This is a genomic window from Litorivivens sp. (genome assembly GCF_041625495.1).
Classification (GTDB): Bacteria; Pseudomonadota; Gammaproteobacteria; order Pseudomonadales; family Spongiibacteraceae; genus Litorivivens.
In genome coordinates this window covers 1-18807 of sequence record NZ_JBFJTH010000069.1, presented here as the reverse complement: position 1 = coordinate 18807, position 18807 = coordinate 1, and the positions used below count along the sequence as shown (strand labels likewise).

At 53.4% G+C, this 18807-nt stretch carries 14 protein-coding genes; 4 read left to right on the top strand and 10 right to left on the bottom strand.

From position 1 onward, the window contains the following. The 4 genes from ABYP39_RS09800 to ABYP39_RS09785 all read right to left on the bottom strand — a co-directional run. On the bottom strand, positions 1-1102 hold a 1102-nt coding region (locus tag ABYP39_RS09800; protein WP_372782310.1), incomplete at its 3' end, for a polysaccharide biosynthesis/export family protein. Positions 1103-1332: 230 nt separating this feature from the next. Then, on the bottom strand, positions 1333-2568 hold the full coding sequence (locus ABYP39_RS09795) for a WecB/TagA/CpsF family glycosyltransferase (RefSeq protein ID WP_372782309.1): 1236 nt from the start codon (positions 2566-2568) through the stop codon (positions 1333-1335). Positions 2569-2795: 227 nt separating this feature from the next. After that, positions 2796-5336: a PAS domain S-box protein gene (locus ABYP39_RS09790; protein ID WP_372782308.1), complete on the bottom strand. Its 2541-nt coding sequence runs from the start codon at positions 5334-5336 to the stop codon at positions 2796-2798. A gap of 17 nt (positions 5337-5353) precedes the next feature. Beyond that, positions 5354-5950, bottom strand: a complete 597-nt coding sequence (locus tag ABYP39_RS09785) for a cysteine hydrolase family protein (RefSeq protein ID WP_372748715.1) — start codon at positions 5948-5950, stop codon at positions 5354-5356. Between the two features lie 360 nt (positions 5951-6310). Here ABYP39_RS09785 and ABYP39_RS09780 point away from each other — a divergent pair, with 360 nt between their 5' ends. Next, positions 6311-7117 carry a putative bifunctional diguanylate cyclase/phosphodiesterase gene (locus tag ABYP39_RS09780; protein WP_372748716.1) on the top strand — a complete coding sequence of 269 codons (807 nt, stop codon included), beginning with the start codon at positions 6311-6313 and terminating at the stop codon, positions 7115-7117. A gap of 2 nt (positions 7118-7119) precedes the next feature. On the opposite strand, the gene ABYP39_RS09775 is transcribed toward ABYP39_RS09780, so the two are convergent. Beyond that, positions 7120-9732, bottom strand: coding sequence for an ATP-binding protein (locus ABYP39_RS09775; protein WP_372782307.1), 2613 nt, complete (start codon positions 9730-9732; stop codon positions 7120-7122). A gap of 247 nt (positions 9733-9979) precedes the next feature. Here ABYP39_RS09775 and ABYP39_RS09770 point away from each other — a divergent pair, with 247 nt between their 5' ends. Beyond that, positions 9980-10690: a response regulator gene (locus tag ABYP39_RS09770; RefSeq protein WP_372748718.1), complete on the top strand. Its 711-nt coding sequence runs from the start codon at positions 9980-9982 to the stop codon at positions 10688-10690. After that, positions 10683-12140 carry a sigma-54-dependent transcriptional regulator gene (locus ABYP39_RS09765; protein ID WP_372758933.1) on the top strand — a complete coding sequence of 486 codons (1458 nt, stop codon included), beginning with the start codon at positions 10683-10685 and terminating at the stop codon, positions 12138-12140. The genes ABYP39_RS09770 and ABYP39_RS09765 overlap by 8 nt, the downstream gene beginning before the upstream one ends. Here ABYP39_RS09765 and ABYP39_RS09760 read toward each other — a convergent pair whose 3' ends face one another. Beyond that, entirely contained in the window at positions 12141-13172 is a 1032-nt protein-coding gene (locus ABYP39_RS09760) for a tetratricopeptide repeat protein (protein WP_372749745.1), read from the bottom strand. A gap of 173 nt (positions 13173-13345) precedes the next feature. On the opposite strand from ABYP39_RS09760, the gene ABYP39_RS09755 reads away from it, so the two are divergent. Continuing rightward, positions 13346-14209, top strand: coding sequence for an LLM class F420-dependent oxidoreductase (locus ABYP39_RS09755; RefSeq protein WP_372782305.1), 864 nt, complete (start codon positions 13346-13348; stop codon positions 14207-14209). 23 nt (positions 14210-14232) lie between these two features. On the opposite strand, the gene ABYP39_RS09750 is transcribed toward ABYP39_RS09755, so the two are convergent. The 4 genes from ABYP39_RS09750 to ABYP39_RS09735 all read right to left on the bottom strand — a co-directional run bounded on the left by ABYP39_RS09750 (position 14233) and on the right by ABYP39_RS09735 (position 18639). Beyond that, positions 14233-15483 carry a hypothetical protein gene (locus ABYP39_RS09750; RefSeq protein WP_372782303.1) on the bottom strand — a complete coding sequence of 417 codons (1251 nt, stop codon included), beginning with the start codon at positions 15481-15483 and terminating at the stop codon, positions 14233-14235. 80 nt (positions 15484-15563) lie between these two features. After that, positions 15564-16409, bottom strand: coding sequence for a type II secretion system F family protein (locus ABYP39_RS09745; protein WP_372750524.1), 846 nt, complete (start codon positions 16407-16409; stop codon positions 15564-15566). Next, on the bottom strand, positions 16406-17302 hold the full coding sequence (locus tag ABYP39_RS09740; protein ID WP_372750523.1) for a type II secretion system F family protein: 897 nt from the start codon (positions 17300-17302) through the stop codon (positions 16406-16408). Before ABYP39_RS09740 ends, ABYP39_RS09745 begins: the two co-directional genes overlap by 4 nt. Beyond that, positions 17299-18639 (bottom strand): CpaF family protein, encoded by a 1341-nt coding sequence (locus ABYP39_RS09735; protein ID WP_372759192.1) that lies wholly within the window; start codon positions 18637-18639, stop codon positions 17299-17301. The genes ABYP39_RS09740 and ABYP39_RS09735 overlap by 4 nt, the downstream gene beginning before the upstream one ends. Between the last annotated feature and the right edge of the window lie 168 nt (positions 18640-18807).

The following is an 18807-nucleotide window of genomic DNA, read 5'->3' as shown; positions in this document are numbered from 1 at the left end:
GTACCGCAAATCGCGAGGCATTAGTCAATTGCGTACCACCTGCACAGTTACCGGACACTACAGCCTGCAGCAGTCGGGTACCGTAAGGCATGCTGGTCGCATAGTTACCAACAGCTGCCGCGGCGTTGTCCTTGCCTGAGGCCAGGTTAGAGATAAATACACGGATACCCTTAGGCGTTATCTGTGACGGACGGGCCAGTTGACGTTGAAAGCAGCCTGCCGTGGGAACAACAACCTTGTCACCCGCTATCAGCGGCACATCCTGTGTCGAGTTGCCGGTGAAAATACCACTAAGGTCAATTTCCTGATGCCAGCCATCGCGAATCAAAACCACTTTATCGATGCGCGCGTCGGGGCGTACGCCGGCCGCTGCGCGCAGCGCTTCGCTGAGATAGCGTTTTGTGGGGTAATCACCAGCGATGCGGGTTTTCGCTTCTTCAATCTGCTGTGGGTTACGCTCGTTGATCAACACGCGACCCGGGTTGAATACAGCGCCGCTCACCGACACCATCACCGGCGCCCATTGCAGGGGGCGCACGCTGATACGCAAGTTGTGGGCAAGAAAGAAGTTTTCACGAACAAGCTGCAATTCCAGGCGGTTTTCCACCTCCTCGGTGTCCAGCCCCACAACGGTGATCGGCGGCAGGTAAGGCAGCTCGAGGGTGCCATCGTGATTTACCACATACTGACCGGAAAACTCTTCGCCTTCGTGAATAAGTACCTCAATGCGGTCGCCCGGAGAGAGCGGCAGCAGACGGCGTTTCGCGCTTACTTCAAAGCGTTCTGAACCGGCACTGCGCAATTGGCTAGGCAGTGGCTGATTTACCCAGAAATTACGCTGTGTTGAGTCGAAGCCAGACACACCGTTCAGGCACTCGTCGTTGCGTGCCAGGCTTTGGTTCCGCGCCATCATCTCATTAACAGCCTCAGCCTGCGGATCAATCTTTGACTGATCGCGCTTGGCTGGCACGTAGAAGTCGCGTGTCACACCGGCTTCAGGGTTCTTCACGCCGCTGTGTACTGCGCATCCGCTGATGACCACAACGGAGGTTGCTGCCATTACGTACCGTGAAATGCCTGTGACTACCTGTTTGATGTTCATGTTTTCTTCCCGAATGTGTGGAAACTGGCTACCTGTTTCACTAGGGTGTTTCTGTTTAGTTGTATTCCCTATTGCACATACGATGCCAAACCGAGGAAGCGTTTTTTTATTTATATATATCAATAAGATAGCCAAAAACCCCGACGAGCGGGGCGAAAAGCCGGCCAAGCTTTTTCATTTTGCAAACGCTATAGTTTGCATTTTGCAAATCAAATTGCGCCGCCCGGGAGTTACCGGGGAGTAGCGCGGCGAATGCGAAGCAGAAAAAGAGGGTTGCCAATGACATAGCGCTTCCACATACGACCTGGCTCCTGCAGCAGACGCCAAGTCCATTCCAGGCCTAATTCACGCAGCCAGACAGGCGCGCGCGATACTTTCTCGGCGTAGAAGTCGAACAGGCCGCCTACAGCCATTACCACGGGTACATCCAGTCTATGGCGGTTCTGAGCAACCCAGCGCTCCTGGAGGGGCTGCCCCATACCAACCAGCAGTACATCGGGTTGCGCGGCGTTAATCTGGGCAATCACATCATCGCAATTGTCTTTGTCAAAAAAGCCATTAAGTGTGCCAGCCACGTGCAGGCCAGGCGTGCGCTTCTGGAGGTTCTGAGCTGCGGTCGAGGCAATACCCTCTTCGCCGCCGAGGAAAAACACTGATCCACCTTTCTCTGCCAGTGTGTTGCACAGCAGCGGCAGCATATCGGTGCCATTGATATTGCCCTTGCGACGCACACCCTGGCGACGGCAGGCTACTTCAATGCCTGAACCGTCTGGCAGTAACACGTCGACGTTGTTCAGGGTGTCCCGAAAAGACGCATCTTCGTAGCTCAAGTTCAGCGTGTGAGCGTTGGCAAAAAACACCGTCGTACTGACGCGGCTTTCAACGGCGCGAGCAATACGTGCCAGAGACTCCGTCATAGACCAGTTATCGATACGCACCCCAAGCACTTCAAATTCTGCGGCGTCCCGCATGACCTCGCCAGTGCGGTACATGGCGCTGGCCAACACGCTTCGTACAACAATTTTCAGGCGCGCGCCAAAGCCGCGGTTTTCGAGGTATTCGAGGTCGCATTCCTGCTCTTCGAGGAAGTCGAGGCCGGTATGGCGGCGCAGCTCGAACAGGCTGAAGACGCCTGGCGTGGCGGCGAAATGCATTTCGGCAAAGGGCATGGAAGCGGCGTCCGCGATGTCATCGACCGCAATCAGGCGAGGACCCACCAACGCGATACGGCCTTTTACAACCTCCACCAGAAGTGGCGCCTTGCGCTCGCCACCCTCTTTGTAAACCAGCAGATCCTGCTGTTGAAACAGGCCGCGATGAAAAGTCTTTTCCGTAAAGTAATCCGCCAGCCCAATGGCCTGCCGTAGAAGGCGGGATAACATAACGGGTGACGTCAGTAACAATAACAGTGCGGCCACGATGCGATCGCTTACGGGAACCGTCTTACCTTGCGTTGAATTTTTCATGGAGAACCTCCTTTCAGTTACCGGAGGTTATTGCGATGAATGTGCCAACCCTGAAAAAAACCTTATCTATATGTTTTTATTAGTATTTTTTAAACTCACCCGCTATATTCTGTTTTGCAAATTGCCAACTGATTTGCATTTTGCAAATCAGTCTGACTGAGCGTTTCATAATGCAAAGAAGCCAGGCCGAAGGCATCCGGCGGTCAACGTGATGACATGATGAATGCTCAACCGGCGGCGGAAAACACTTGCGTATGGCAGTAACGCTTGAGCATGTCGGCGAGGCTTTCTCGGGTAAAGGGTTTGGGCAGCATGTCGTCAAAGCCCACTGCTTCCGTCCGGGATCTGGCCTCAGTGGTAACGTCGGCAGACGCCGCAATAATCACCGGTATCAGATTTTCCCGGCGAAGGTGCTCTGCAGCTGTGATGCCATCCATTACAGGCATGTGAATGTCGAGCAGCGCGATATCAAATTGTTCCTCGCGCGCGCACTCAACAGCCCGCAGACCATTCTCAACGACGGTGACATTGGTGTAGCCAAGCTGTTTCAGCATTGCCTTGGCCACGAGCTGATTGGGTATGACATCTTCTGCGAGCAGGATTTTCTGCGTTTTAGCCTGATTCCGTCCAGTGACCTCCGAGCCTCCCTCAAAACGCAGCCGCACACTGTCAAGTAACCGCCGAGGGCTGCGGATAGTGTCGTTTGGCAGGTTATTACGTGCTGTGATAACTCCACCCCGGTGTTGCAGGGCCAGGCCAACGTCCCCCGCATCCTGATGGCTACAAAATGTGTAGCCAGCGACGGCCGCCGCAGCGCTCACTTCATCCAGTTGCGAGGGTGTGAGGTTATAGGCGTGCAGGGTGCTGCCCAAGGATTCACCGGGCATGGCATAGGTCGGCAACTCACAATGGAAAACCGTACCATTACCCGGGCTGCTTTCTGCCCAGATACGGCCCCCCATCTGATCGACTATCTGTTTGGAAATAGCCAGGCCAAGGCCGGTGCCACCAAACTGACGGGTTATCGAAGGGTCTGCCTGGGTGAACGCGTCAAACAGGGTATTCAGCTTTTGACGTTCAATGCCGATACCCGTGTCTTCAACACGGATCTTGAGCAGGGTGCCATCGCCCATTCGCTCTTGATCCAGATAGAGGCTGACGCTGCCTTGCTCTGTGAATTTGATGGCATTGGACAGCAGGTTAAACAAAATCTGACGAATACGATGCGCATCGCCAGTGTGGTTGCGACTGAGACCGGAGCCAACCCGCAAACTCAGGCCCAGATTTTTCTCCTGCGCGCTGTTGGCCATAACATCAATGCATTGTTCTGCCAGCTCCAGCAGATCGAAGGGACGGTTTTCGAGTTCCATTTCACCGGCATCAAGCTTTGCCAGATCCAGAATATCGTTTACCAGAGCGAGCAACGCATTGCCGCCATTAAGCAACGTATCCACATAACTTGATTGATCGTTGTCGAGTTGGGTATTGCGCAGCACATTGCTCATGCCGATGATCGCGTTGAGCGGCGTTCGTATTTCGTGCGACATGTTCGCCACAAACTGGGTCCGCGCGTGCGACAGTTGCTCGGCGCGTTCCTTGGCCTGAAGTATGGCTTTGTTAGCGTGCCAGCGTTCGTCGATATCAATGAGCGCTCCGGTTATCGCCAACTTGCTATCCAGCTGGCTGTTAGAAAGAATCACTTCCACATGGCGCCAGCCACCCTCTCGACTGATGACACGCAACTCCTGGCGCACCTGCTCTGAATGCTTCCGGATGTCAGCACACATACGCTCCAACAGTTCCATATCATCGCAGTGCACAAAATCCGACAGGTTAACCCGCTCGCCGGGGGTCAGCTCGTGGCCTGTCATACCGCTCCACGCCGGATTCACATACTGGATTGTCAGCGCCGTATCACAGTGAAAAATCGCTTCACTGACGGTGTCTAGAATCGTCCGAAAATGCTGCTCGCTGTCACGCAGCAATAACTCGGACTCTTTACGCTCGGTAATGATGCGTTCAACCGCGATAAAATTTACCAGTTCGCCCCGTTCATCGACGACTGGCGTACAATCGACTTCTACCCAGTAGGCATCGCCGTCTTTGTTGTAATTGACAACCTCAACATTAAACCCGGTTCCCGCGCGTAAACCTTCGCGCATGACTGCAACGGTGTCCTGTGAAGTTTCCGGTCCCTGCAAAAGCTCGCTTGGCCTTTTACCCACAGCAATCTCAAAACAATATCCCGTCTCGCGCTCGAAGCTTTCGTTTACCCACTCAATGGTGCCCTGCGCATCAGAGATGACAACCAGGTTATCCGTTCGACTGGCCACCAAGGAAAGCTTTCGCTCGCGTTCTCTGGCAAGCTCCAATTCCGCCTGCGCCCGATGGTATTCCGTAACATCGGTCATCGACCCATACCAACTGCCTGCAGAGTAGGTCGCCTTCAGATTGAAAGCTCGGGTTGCGCCATCGCGCGTGATAAAAGACACTTCAGAGGCGAACGCATCAGACACCTCCGGATCCGGGCACCAGCCATTTGCCGATTGATAGTCCGTCAGATTACTCCCCAGACACTCCTCTACTTTCCAGCCCAGAACCTCTTCCCAGGCGGAATTCAACAGCAGTATTTTGCCGTCGCGATCACATCGGAAGACAATATCAGCAAGCAGTGACGTGAGGGTTGAAAACTCCTGTTCACGGGAGTTAAGCGCCTCAAGCATGCGCGCCTGAATCTGTACCTGCAGTTCCTGCTCGGTGGCCGCCATAACACTCTACTCCGCTATCAGGCTGCGACAAGGGTACTCAAGGAGGCTACTTCGCCATAAAGCGGGAACACATTTTCGCAGTAGTATTGCTGCTCAAAGACCGTGCGGCCTGAGGTGCAATCACTGAGCACCATGACTTTAAAGCCGAGTTCCGCGGCGTGCCGACCGGTTGAGTCAATACAAATAGATGTGACGGTGCCAGCCAGTATGATTTCTTCAATACCGTGTTCGCGGAGCAAGACTTCCAGCTCCGTATTGGAAAACGCGTTCAGACCACGCTTACCCGGAACTTCGCGAATCAGCGAGGTGTAAGGTTCAAATTCGGCTATTGTCTCGGCACCGCGCGAACCTGCCTTGAAGGCACCTACCTCACGAATGGTTTTCAATATGCCAACCGGCTCCGTAAGCTCTTCATAAGACGGCGTGAAATGAATGGGCGTCGAAACCACAAGCCCGAAGTCTCTGCCGCGACCGGACAACAATGCCAGCGTGTTGTCTAAAACACCGGTCACTCGCGACGATTCCTCCACAACCGCGTGCAGAATACCGTCCTCAGCAAAATAGTCGTTTTGAAATCCGATAAGCAAAAGAGCGGTTTTTGATAGATCTTTCATTTATGTCTCCGATAAAAATAAATACTGCAATCAAAGACGATAGAAGCAAACGGCATACCATGTGACACAGGAACGTTACAGCGTTGTTTTTATTGAATTTATCCTAGAGTCAGCGAGAGATGAGATGCCGGCTTTTGCAAACTGCAAATCATTATGCGCTGCATACTGCATTGCATTAATGGATTGACCCGCAAGCAGCCTCGGCGAGCGCCACCCATGATTTTCACGTCGAACCTATCTGAAAATTAAATCACTTTGTTTTCAATCGGTTGGCCAATACGGTTGGCACGCGGACGGTTTTTGGCCCGGTAGTTGCGTAGGACCCTTTCAGACGCAGTAACTTTTACGAGACATTTGACTATGAATACCCAGCCCATCACCAGTGCAGCGCCCCTACCCATCCTCGACATCATCAAGGAAGCTCTCGCGAAACAGCACTACCAAATGGTCTATCAACCGCAATTCGGTTTCGCTGACGGCCGTCTGAAAGGTTTTGAAGCGCTGGTACGCTGTCAGTCGCCACGCTTCGGTATGATTTCCCCCGCCGACTTCATACCGTTTGCCGAAGAGAGTGGCGATATTATTGAACTGGGTCACTGGATTACACGGCAGTCGCTGCTGGATTTGAAAAATCTCAGAGAGCTGTCCGGCTTGCCGCTTTACATGTCTATCAATATTTCGCCCTGTCAGTTTCAGGCCGGCGATGTTTACGAACATGTGATGAAAACGCTGATGGATATGAACCTGCCAGCATCTGCCGTAAAACTGGAACTGACTGAAACAGCTCTTATTCAGAATCCATCGATGATCGGCAGAACATTCAAGGCCTTCCAGCGAGATGGGGTGCAGGTTTGGCTGGACGACTTCGGCACCGGTTTTGCGTCGTTAAACCTACTGAGGGAATTCAAGATCGATGGATTGAAAATTGATAAAAGTTTTGTGGACGGGCTGCACACCAGCGACGACGACTTTACCATTTGCAGCGCCATTATTGCGATGGCACAACGTTTAGGCCTGAATATCGTCGCTGAAGGCGTAGAGACAGAACCCCAGATGCACATCCTGTCTCAGCTGGGTTGCAACAGCGTACAGGGTTATCTGACGGGCAGACCCACCCCGCTGGATGAATGCAGCCACTTCTGGCTGGAAAATCGGTTTATCAACTGAGATTAATCCAACATTGTTGCAATGACTGCCTGTGTTTCTTCGGCGCTGTCGATCAGGGCCTGAATGAGTTCCAAGGCAACATCGGCTTGATTATCGACACACGCTTTTTCAAGCTGCTGCGACAACTCCTGCACTTGAACGGCACCACAATACCCGGCACTGCTTTTACACCGATGCGCGCTGTCGCGCAGCGTAGCCAGCGCGTCGCCAGACAAGGTGCCACTGTCTGCGTAACCTTTAAGTACATCGATAAAACCGAAAAGCTCGGTCTGCAAAGCTTGCAGTATGACCAGAGCCGCTTCGTCCGAAGTGTCTCGTTTTAATTGGTCCAGTACAGAATCATCGATAAGCGGATGCATTACTTCTTCCTGTTTTGGGTGGGAGGGAATGGCGTCTGCAGCTCCCTCCACCCAGCGTGACAATACCGAGAGCAGCTTGTCGCGGCTCACCGGCTTTCCGATAAAATCATTCATCCCCGCGTCGAGACAACGGTCTACATCAGAGCCAAACACATTCGCCGTCAAGGCGATAATCGGCAGTTCATCCGTGCTGTGGCTATGACGAATTTCACGGGTCGCTGTGAGCCCGTCTACCAATGGCATGCGCACGTCCATCAGCACCGCGTCGTAATGCTCAGCCTTCACCGCATCGATTGCCTCTTGCCCATTTTCGGCAATATCAACCACACAACCCGCTTTTTCCAACAACGTTGTGGCAATCAGTTGATTCGCCTTGCTGTCTTCTGCAAGCAATATCCGGTAGTTGAGCCGCGCACCGCCGCCCGGTGCTTTTACTTTAGCATTGCCCGACTTGTTATTGCTATTGGCTAACAGTGCACCAACCATCGCGGTGGCCGTAAACGGTCTGGCTATCACTCCACGAACGCCCGCTTTGCGCGCCTCAATAGCCCACTCAGAGTAGGCGTCGGGTAGCGCCAGAATAAGCTGCTCGGGTTGAAAGCCACGGGCGCTCCAAAGGGCGATAACCTCGCTGGGCATTGTGCCGGGCGACACGTCAATCACCAATGGTACCGCATCACCGGCGGTCAACTGGTCCGCCGCACAGGTCGAACTACCCAGTAGCGCAACCTGCTCCGCCACATCACGGGCAAAGCAGGTGTTGTCGCTCGATACCCCGTCAATTTCCGGTAACGCCTGCTGCGTATCGAAAAAGACCGTGGTGTCATCTGCCAGCCCACACGGCAGCACGACCTGAAAACAACTGCCCTTACCAGGCTCGCTCGACACAGTGATATGACCACCGAGCGCTTCAAGCAAGCGTTTGCAAATTGACAATCCGAGGCCAGCGCCGCCAAAATTGGTGCGGTCACTGCTATCGGCCTGCGTGAACTCTTCGAATATCTTTTCCTGGTCGCCCGCGCCTATCCCGACACCGGTATCCTGAACCACAATGCGCAAGTCCAGATGGTCGGCATTCAGATCCTTGCCCTGCACATAAACGCGAACGCTGACGCCTCCTTCCTGCGTAAACTTAAGCGCGTTATCTACCAAGTTGCTTACAATCTGGCGCAGTGCCACTGGATCTGAGACGACATTCAACGGCACATCGGGTGCGATACAGCAGCCAATATGCAATTCGCGCGACGCACTGCGTACTGCCGCCGATTCAACCACCTGCTCAAGCACACGTATGGGGCTAAACACTCTGGACTGAAGCTGATAAGTTCCAGATTCAATTTTTGAAAAGCTGAGGATGTCTTCAATTACATCCAGCAGGTTATGCCCGGCATCATCGGCTGTTTTCACCAGGATGTTTTGCTCATTGTCGAGAGCGGTATCTGACAGCAGTTCAAGGCAACCCAATATTGCGCTCACCGGCGAGCGAACTTCATGGCTCATATGGGCAAGAAATCGCGATTTAGCCTGACTACCGGCTTCGGCTGCTTCTTTCGCCCGTGTCAGCGCCGCTTCGTTAGCTTTTCGTCCGGAAATATCTCTGAGAAAAGCTGAAAAGAAAGCAATTTCCCCATTGATTTGCGCGGGTGCTAGCGTTATTTCGCAAGGAAAGCGTGAACCGTCCCGACGCGTTGCCTCAAATTCAAACCGTTGGGTGGTTAACGGCGCTTTCCCTACCGTAAAGTAGCCCGCTATATCGGGGTACTGAACATCGTGCTTGCCGAAGGGCAAAATGATCTCAGCCACTTCCGCCCCCTGCACTTCCTGCTGCCGGTAGCCAAGCATCGCTTCGGCAGCGGCATTGAATTCCATAATAGCGCCGCGGGTATCGATGGTGACTAAGGCATCCAGATTTGAGCCGTAGAGCGCATTAAACACAGCTGCCGTGCGGTCTGTTGCTCGACGACTTAAACTACGCTGCGCCATCGAGCAGTAGATTGAGATTCGTGCGCCCTGCTCCAGAGGTTCAACCTGCACATCAACATCGCGACCACTCAGCAGCGTTGGGTGGCTTGTGGTGAACAGGCAGTGTTCGCCGTCAGTTAGGGATATGCCCGACAGCAGCCCGGTAAGCCAGCCTTCCGTTACATCTGCTCGATTCGCCTCTGGCAAGCTCTCGTGCCAAGATGAAATCTTTCGTACACGTAGATGCTGATCGACCTGACATTGGAGGATCAGTGAGCGTCTGGACAGAGCCATCAGCCCCGCCTCCTGTGTCCGATATTGACTTGCATAGTGAATTGCATTTTGCAAAAAACAGCCTAAACTTGAGGGCATGAGCTAAATGTAGCTGCAAACGCACAGGCTTGTGAACACAATTGTCTGATTTAGAAGGTTTTTCTCTACATCATTGCAAACTGGTTCGTAAATTGCTTGCCAATTAGGGCATTGGGAACAAATCCTACTGCCCCTAGTGCATCCCTTTTCCACTCAGGACACAACGGGAATGACGAGAACAAACCTGCTGCTCGCAGACGACAGCCTACCCAGCCTACTGGTCGCTAAAGCCATGCTGGAAAAACTGGGCTATCACGTTACCACTGCCGAAAACGGCGATGAAGCTCTGACACTGGCCTGCGAATCAACATTCGACATTATCATGCTGGATGAACATTTACCGGGCAAACGCGGTAGCGACATTGCAGCCTATCTTCGCCAGCATGACACGCCCAACACCGTTACAACACTGATTTCCATTACCGGCGAACACGACCCCCAGGAAAGAGCGAGAATACTGGCAGCCGGTATCGACGCATTAATTGACAAGCCAGTCTCGTTGGCGAAGCTGCAGGCGACATTGCAGTCTAGTCCGGCCGCGTTGGACGATCAGACAGTAGAGTCACTTGTCAGTGACCTCGGAAAAGACACAGCAAAGCGCTTACTGAATATTTTCATACAGGAGCTAGCAGACCTGTCCCGGCGCCTGCGGGAAGCCGACGACCTTGTCGCTGAAATCCATGCCGTCAGTCATATGCTGAAAAATTCTGCGATGCTCTATGGTGCCACTGAGCTGGCGGCCCTGGCCCGCGACCTGAACGAAAGCTCAGCGGTGACAGACAGCAACGCGCCTGACGAGGCGGCCCGCCTGATAACACTGTGCCAAACCACCACTGAAAGCGTTGAAAATACACTCCAGCAGGAATTCATGAATGACTAACTCAGATAATCAGCCACTGGTTTATGTTGTTGAAGACAGCGCGTCGAGTGGTGCGCTCTACTGTGGTTACCTCGAACAGGCGGGTTTCACTACCGAACACTTTCTGGATGGACACTCAGCGCTGGTAGCCATTAAAAACCGGATGCCTGACATCATTGTTCAGGACGTGTGTCTGCCAGACATTACCGGGCTGGAGGTGCTGGAGTTTGTCAACCGGCAACCCGCTCCTGCCAACGTGGTTATCGTAACCGCTAACAGCTCTATCGACACCGCCGTCGATGCCATGCGACTGGGCGGATTTGATTTTATTGAAAAGCCCTTTTCCAAAGAGCGACTGCTGACCGCTGTCGGCAGTGCGCTGGCGCAAAAGAAAGACGAAGTGGCGGCGCCGGCTGCGCCTGTGGCCGCGGCGGCAACCGAAGTCAAAGACAGCGGTGAACATTCGGTATCGCAATACTTTGTCGGACAGTCGCTGGCAATGTCGACCGTGTTTCGACTACTCGACAGTGCCGCCAAGAGTAAAGCAAGCGTGTTTGTCACTGGCGAAAGCGGTACCGGTAAAGAAGTTTGCGCACAATCACTGCACAACACCAGCGCCCGTCGATCGGGGCCTTTTATTGCCATCAATTGCGCGGCAATTCCCGTGGACTTGTTCGAATCCGAAATTTTCGGTCACGAAAAAGGCGCATTCAGTGGTGCGGTCAATCAACGCAAGGGCGCAGCAGAACAAGCTGATGGCGGCACGCTGTTTCTGGACGAGATCTGTGAGATGGATCTGAACCTGCAGGCCAAACTGTTGCGCTTCCTGCAAACCGGCACCTTTACACGAGTGGGCGGCCAGAAAGTATTAACCGCAGATGTGCGTATTGTCTGCGCCACCAACCGCGACCCCGCCAAGGAAGTGGGAGAAGGTCGATTCCGAGAAGACTTGTACTACCGTCTGAATGTTATTCCCGTTTACCTGCCACCCTTGCGGGAGCGCGGTGAAGACATCCTCTTGCTCGCCAATCATTTTCTGGAGGAAAAGTCACGAGCAAACAACAAAGGGTTCACGCGTTTTTCACCCGATGCTGAAAACAATATTGCCAACTACGATTGGCCCGGCAATATTCGGGAAATGCAAAATGTCATTGAGAACGTTGTAGTTATCAACGACGGTGAGGAAATCACCGCAGCGATGCTGCCAGTGTTTGGCGAAGGTAGGCCCCGCGCACCAGCGCCATCTTCGGCGACCGCTCCATCGCCAATAACCGCGCCTTCGGCAACAGTCGCCAGTGCGACGGCACCACCCGTTCCCAACGGAACGCAGGGCATCCGCCCATTGTGGCAGGTGGAAAAAGAAGCCATAGAACAGGCTATTGAACAGTGTGACGGCAATATTCCACTGGCTGCAGCGTGTCTTGGCGTTAGCGCGTCTACAATCTACCGCAAGCTTAAAGGCTGGGAATAGTCAGGACGAGGGCTCGTTCAGCCGCTCGTATAAGCGCGCCAGCAGCGAATCGAAACGCAGATCTTCATGCATTCGGCGTGCACGCTGAATATGTCGCAAGGCGTCGTCATAACGACTCTCACTTTCGGCCTGCTGTGCCAGCAGGTAATAGTAGTACGGGTTTTTCTTACGGTAGTGCAAAATCAGACTATTGAGATCTCCGGCCAAGTCTTGTTCACCACGCCCCGCATACAGGCGCTGAAGATTGCTCATGGCTTGCAACTGGCGGTTATCGTGCTCAATCGCGATCAACCAGGCAGATTCGGCGTAATCGTCCAATCTCAGGCGCCGATAGATAACCCCCAGATTAACCCAAATATGGGCCGCGTCTGGCGAGAGCCGCAACGCGCGACTAAGTTCTGCAAAAGCCAGCGGCAGGTCATCATTTAGCAGCGCTTCTGCGCCCAGGTTGTTGTGCCACTCCGCCAGCGCCTGGTCATCACTCAAGATAAACCGTCGTTCGTAATCCGACGGATTGCGACGCGGCAACCAGTCCACCTCGACCTGCTTGCCCTGCAGGAAAATCACCGCATTAATATGCAAAGCGGCAACAACAGAACTTCCCTCCAGATCCCACTCCGGCGCCGCTTCCACCCGCTGAAATCTTGCGCGCACACCGGCATGGCGCATTAAGCTGACCACCATTGCACTGTAACTCAGGCAATTGGCCTGCTGCTCATGGAAGGCATCGGCAGCGGAGAAATTGGCGTCACGACGATATTTTCGTGCGGGCCACTCCTCCCGTAACGATTTCAGTAGTGTAAAGGGGATTTGTTCCGGATCAGTATATTCGGTGCTGAAATCCACAAAGTGACGCATCACCATATCCGGATTCAACCAATATTTTTCGTCTCGATAGGGGCGAGGATCAAGACCGATAGTACGCCGGGCCAGAAGCTGGTCAGCATCATAGGCGGGTGGCGGCAGTGGCAGCGGCGATACAGCGCAGGCTGCACATAGCAGCAGTGGCAAAATGACCAATAAAGCGCGCATTGGCACGGTACGCGGTTGTAACGTGGGTTCAGTATACTCCCCCAAAAGCGCTTAAGCGACTATGCCGTCTCGGTTCTGCGCGTAATCTACTACATTCGGGTGTTCCCAATACTTGCGGCACGCGTTACGCTATTCCATACCATTAAAAATGTTTTTAATAACAGGACAATACCATGCGGCTAGGCTTCAGCTCCATGAACACCGTTCATGACCCAGATCCGATTACTCTGGCCAGGAAACTGGAAGAACTCGGTTACGATTCACTCTGGTATGGTGAGCACAGCCATATTCCCTGCTCCCGTAAAACCCCCTACCCGGCCGGGGGTGATATGCCCGCGCCCTACCGTCAGATGATGGATCCTTACGTATCGCTGATGGCTGCCGCAGCGGTGACCAAAAAGCTGAAGGTGGGCACCGGGATTGCTCTGCTCATGGAACGCGACGTTTTCTCCCAGGCAAAAACCATTGCTACGCTGGATCACCTGTCAAATGGCCGCGTCATTATTGGAACCGGCGTAGGCTGGAACGAAGAAGAGTTCGTCAATGTGAATCCCCACCCCTGGAATAAGCGCTACACAGTGATGCGCGAAACCGTGGAGGCGATGCGCGCTCTGTGGCGTGAAGATGAGGCCAGCTACCACGGCGAGTATGTAAAGTTTGACCCGGTATGGAGCGCGCCTAAGCCAGTGCAGGCCGACGGCCCCAAAGTGATCTTTGGCGCGATGGGCCCACTAGGCGTCAAACATGCCGCGAAATGGGCAGATGGCTGGTTTCCGGTTGACGTCGCACTACCCAATATTGACACCGCTGTCAGCGAATTCAAACAGATGGTTAAAGATAACGGCCGCGACCCCGACAGCGTGGAAATCACCCTGCAGGTAATGGATTCACCAACCCCGGACAAACTGAAACGCTACCGCGACTTGGGTTTCGACCGCTGCAATATTGGTGTTTCAATGGATATGTGGGACAAACCGGATCTATTCATCCCCATGATAGAAAGGTTTGCTGACGTTATTCCTGAACTCGGAAATTAAACGGCAAACCAACCAGGCGGCGCTTACCCCTCGCCGTCTGGTGGAATATAGATCCAACTATCTTCGGCCACATCTGCCGGCAAATTAACTTGGAACGGCGCCGAAAATGGTGCGAGCGCGTTTTGCGTCTGGTCGTTTGGCGAGGACACTGGTTCTGCCAAGTGCAGCTGCAGTGTGCGCTCCACACTACTCTCAACGACGGTTCCCGAGTCTGTTGGTGGCGCAACACCGTCTTGTACACACTGCAATGCGGTGTTGTTCAGTACGTCATCCACTGCTTGGATGGTCTTTTGTATCTTTGCGTCGACGCTACCTACGGTCCCTATCGCCAGCTCAATACTTGGCACCAGAATAGCGAACGCGACGGTATCCGCCAGATTCGCAGGATCAAGGCTATACCCGCTTGGACAACAGATGGTACCAACTTGCAATGGTACGAGGTCTTTCACGAAACCCCGCGTAGCATCCACGCCGACATTAACCGAGTTCTGAATTTCAGCATCAATTGCGTTAATCACATCCCCTTCATCCGTATACCCACTCGGACAACTGCAAGGGATAATTGCGCCAGTGAGATCCGTTCCAACAATACAGTCAGTATAGGCCTCTACTATATTTGGACCACTGGTGCCGCCGGTTGTACCAGTGGTAGTCGTTCCACCTGAGGATGTAGCGACTGGCTCACAGGGCAACCCGGGAACAACCTTCTGGGAGATGTATCTCGACACAACGGCATCCGGCGTAAACGGACAGGCTGCAGACGTTTCACGATACAAGTAACCCTTGAAACCTCCCGAAGTATCACGCCCGATGCCGTAGTTTGGTCCTCCTTGCAGCGCATTGAGATAGCTGACCGCACCTGCGGCTCCATCACTGGCTACATCATAGCTGTCTGCACGCTCATCACTTGTCGCCTTGATACACGGCGTGCCCGTACAGTTTTCTGTCGAATAATAGACTGGCTCGCGACTGGTAAAGCGATCATCCCGTACACCTAACAACACCCGATAGTTTCTCTGAACACCATCTGTACCGGGCGGTAATGTGCGGTCAATATAAGGAATACGCGGCGCGTCGTGCTCATCGAAATCGATGGCCTTGCCGAGCACCTGGCCGTTCGCATCACTGACATACACTTCACGAGACTGCTTTTGCGCATATTGCTTAACCAGCGCATCACGTATAGCCACAACACCCGCCAGCGTGCCAATCACCAGAATTGTGGTTATGAGGATGAGCTCAACCGTTATGATAAACCCGCGTTGTCGTTTCACGCCCGGCGTGCTGTTATGCGACTGTAGAGAAAACATAGTTTATTCTGGTACTCCAGCGTTCAAATCAATATAGCACTTAATTAAAACAGTTCTTTCATCAACTGAAGAACCTCGTATATCTGCGCGCCGGCCGGATAGAAAACCAAAACCAGAAACATGGGGAAGCACACCATAATCATGGGTAGCATGGCCTCCATCGTCTTGCGGTTGGCTAACTGCGTTCCCGCCTGACGTTGTTTGGCGCGAAGCAAATCCGCCTGCGCCTCTAAGGTTTGCGCCACCGGAGACCCAACGCTGAAACCGACCGACATCACTGCCGAAATTCGCTCCAGCTCCTCAACGCCAGTACGCTCTGCCAGACAGGCAAAGGCTTCATCACGCTCGCGACCCGCAGCAATCTCCTGAGTAAGCAGGCTCACCTCCTTACTCAAGGGGTTGTCGTCTGTCAGGCCATACTTGGCTGAATTGTCAAAGGCTTGTGCCAGCCCCATACCCGAGCGCAAATAGACCACCATCAAACTCACGAAAAAGCTCATGGAACTAGCAATGGCCATCCGGCGACGGCGGCGCCGCATAACCAGAAACAGATCTGGCACCAAAAAAGCCACAATTGCGGCAGCCGCCAGACCGGCACCCGCCATTTCGCCTGTGGTGATTTCTATCAGCGCCATGGGCGCCAACAAAGCCAGAGATACCTTTAAGGGCCAATACACCCATTTCGCCCGATCGCTGGAGAATCCGCTTTGGCGTATCAGCTTTTGAGGGTAAAGCCCCCACTTGCGCGGAGGTTTACTGGCCTCTAGGTCCACCTCAAAATGCTCACTGACATCAGCTTGTGCAGAAACTCTCCGCAGAGCCCAAGCCAGTAATCCGAGGCCTCCCAAGAGCAGAACGAGGATAATGTCGAACCACCAATCACTACTCATATTTCTACCCTCAAGAGACGTCTGAGCCACAAATAGCCAAACACTTGTGAAAGCACCGCTACCAGTAAATACGTCGATCCCTGCTCACTGTTTTTTAAGGGTTCAAACCAATCCGGCTGCTTCCAGAGAAAAAGCGGCACCAAGAGATAAGGCAGCGCACCCGTAAAAATAGCGGCATAGCGTGAACCCGATAACTGCGCGCTGATCTGTATGCGCAACTTAATACGCTCACGCAGCAATTCACTGATGGATTCCAATAGGGGGGCGAAGCCGGTACCCGACTCCCACTTCACCATCAACGCTTGCTTGAATAGACGCACCCCTTCGGAGTTATAACGATACTGCATGCGCTCGACCGCCCGCTCGACGGGAAGTCCGTAACTCAGCCGATCGGCGACCTCGCGCAACTCTCGCGACACCGCACCACGTGTCGTGTTGGCCGCAACCGTCAAAGCCCTTTGTGGAGAAACACCGCCGGCAACAGCAGCTTGAATTAAATCCAGCGCATCGACCAGTTTTTGTTCAAATCGATAACGTAGCCAACGGCTAATGTCATTCAACAGAAAGTAGACCATCACCATTACCGCCAGACTGGAAATAATGGCGAGAGTCTGACTTTCAGGAAAAAACTCCAGAAAGACCAAGCCCACGCATACACTGGCCACAATCACTATGCCAAGTAAGAGTAGCGGCTCAATGCGTAAGTTTAAGGTTTGCAGTGATTGGCGTACGGACGAGACCTTGTAGGAGGCCCCGGCAAGCTGTTCCTTCTCCTCCTCTAGAAATAAATCCGTCTCTGCAGCGGACTCACGTGAAGCGCGTAGAGAAAAAAAGGAATATGCGGCGTAGCCGGCGAACAGCAAGCAGGCAAACAGCAAAATGAGATCAATCATGCTTCGACCTCGCCCGAACCAAGAGCTCCAAGCCCATGCGCGCCGGCATCAAACCCCTTAGTTTTCACCTGCTCCAGGAAACGCGGCTGTATACCATTATAGTGATGCTGCCCTCTGATTTCACCGTTGGGGGTCGTTTCAGAAACATCGAAACGGTAAATATCCTCCACCCGAAGCTCGTCGCCCTCTGCAATTACCTGACTAATGCTACACACCCGACGTTTGCCGTCGCGAAAGCGATTGATGTGAACAATGAGCTGTACCGCAGAAGCAATCATCTCGCGAATGGATTCTCGCGGCACACCTGCATCACTCATCAAGGCAAGTGCTTCCAGGCGCCTCAGCACATCATGGCTGTTGTTCGCGTGCACGGTGGTCATGCTACCGCTGTGGCCAACATTCATTGCCTGCAACATATCCATGACTTCTCCACCACGCACTTCACCCACCACGATGCGATCGGCGCGCATACGCAGTGAGGTTTTTACCAAATCACGGAGTTCTATTTTTCCCAGGCCTTCCATATTCGATTGTCGGGCTTCCAGGGGAATCACATGAGGATGGTCAAGCTTAAGCTCAGCCGTTTCCTCAATAGTAATGATTCGCTGAGTGGCGGGAATACTTTTTGCCAGCGCATTCAACAGCGTGGTTTTACCGCAGCCTGCGCTTCCGGCCACAACAATGTTAATTCCAGCTTCTACCGCAAACTGCAAGAGTTTCAGCATTTCCGAACTGAGAAAACCTGTTTCCACCAATTGCTCGGAGGTAATCCCCTCACTGCGAAAACGGCGAATGGATACTACTGCACCTCGGCTGGACAGCGGTGGGATCACCGCGTGTAGTCGGCTGCCATCAGCAAGCTTTGCATCTACCATCGGATTGGCCGAATCCAGGTTACGCCCCTGCGCTGAAACGATGCGATCCAGGAAGCGGCGCAGATGAGAATCATCATCAAAACGAATATCGGTCTTTTCCAGAGCTTTGCCACGATCAACCCAGACCTCCTCCGGGCCATTGACCAGAATGTCGGTAACATCGGGTTCAAGCATAAGAGATGCCAGCGGCCCCATGCCGCTCAGCTCCTGCAAAATTTCCTGTTCTAACCGAGTCTGTTGCTCTGCACTAATACTTGCGCCACGCTCGTTTTTAAGATCGTCGACGATCCAGTGGACGCGCTCTTTGATCTCCTTCGACTGACCCAATGTCTGGATGCCATCATCCTGAATCGTATCAATAAGTTTGCTGTGAACGAGGCGGCGTAATTTACGGAAGTAGTCGTTTTCTTTGCTTGCTTCCGACATTTTTTTGTCCCCGTCGTTGCCTGACACCCGTCGCATCTTGGCTCTCCTGAATTATTGTGGCGACCTTGTACCGGTCGCTAGATCCGCACTCGTACGGTAGAGCGTGACAGCCCCTGCACCATTTCGATTTCGCGGTGGGTGGCGACGGGCTGCACTGCCAGTGGTTCGCCGCGGGCTAAATCGCGGGCACCATGCAACACCAGC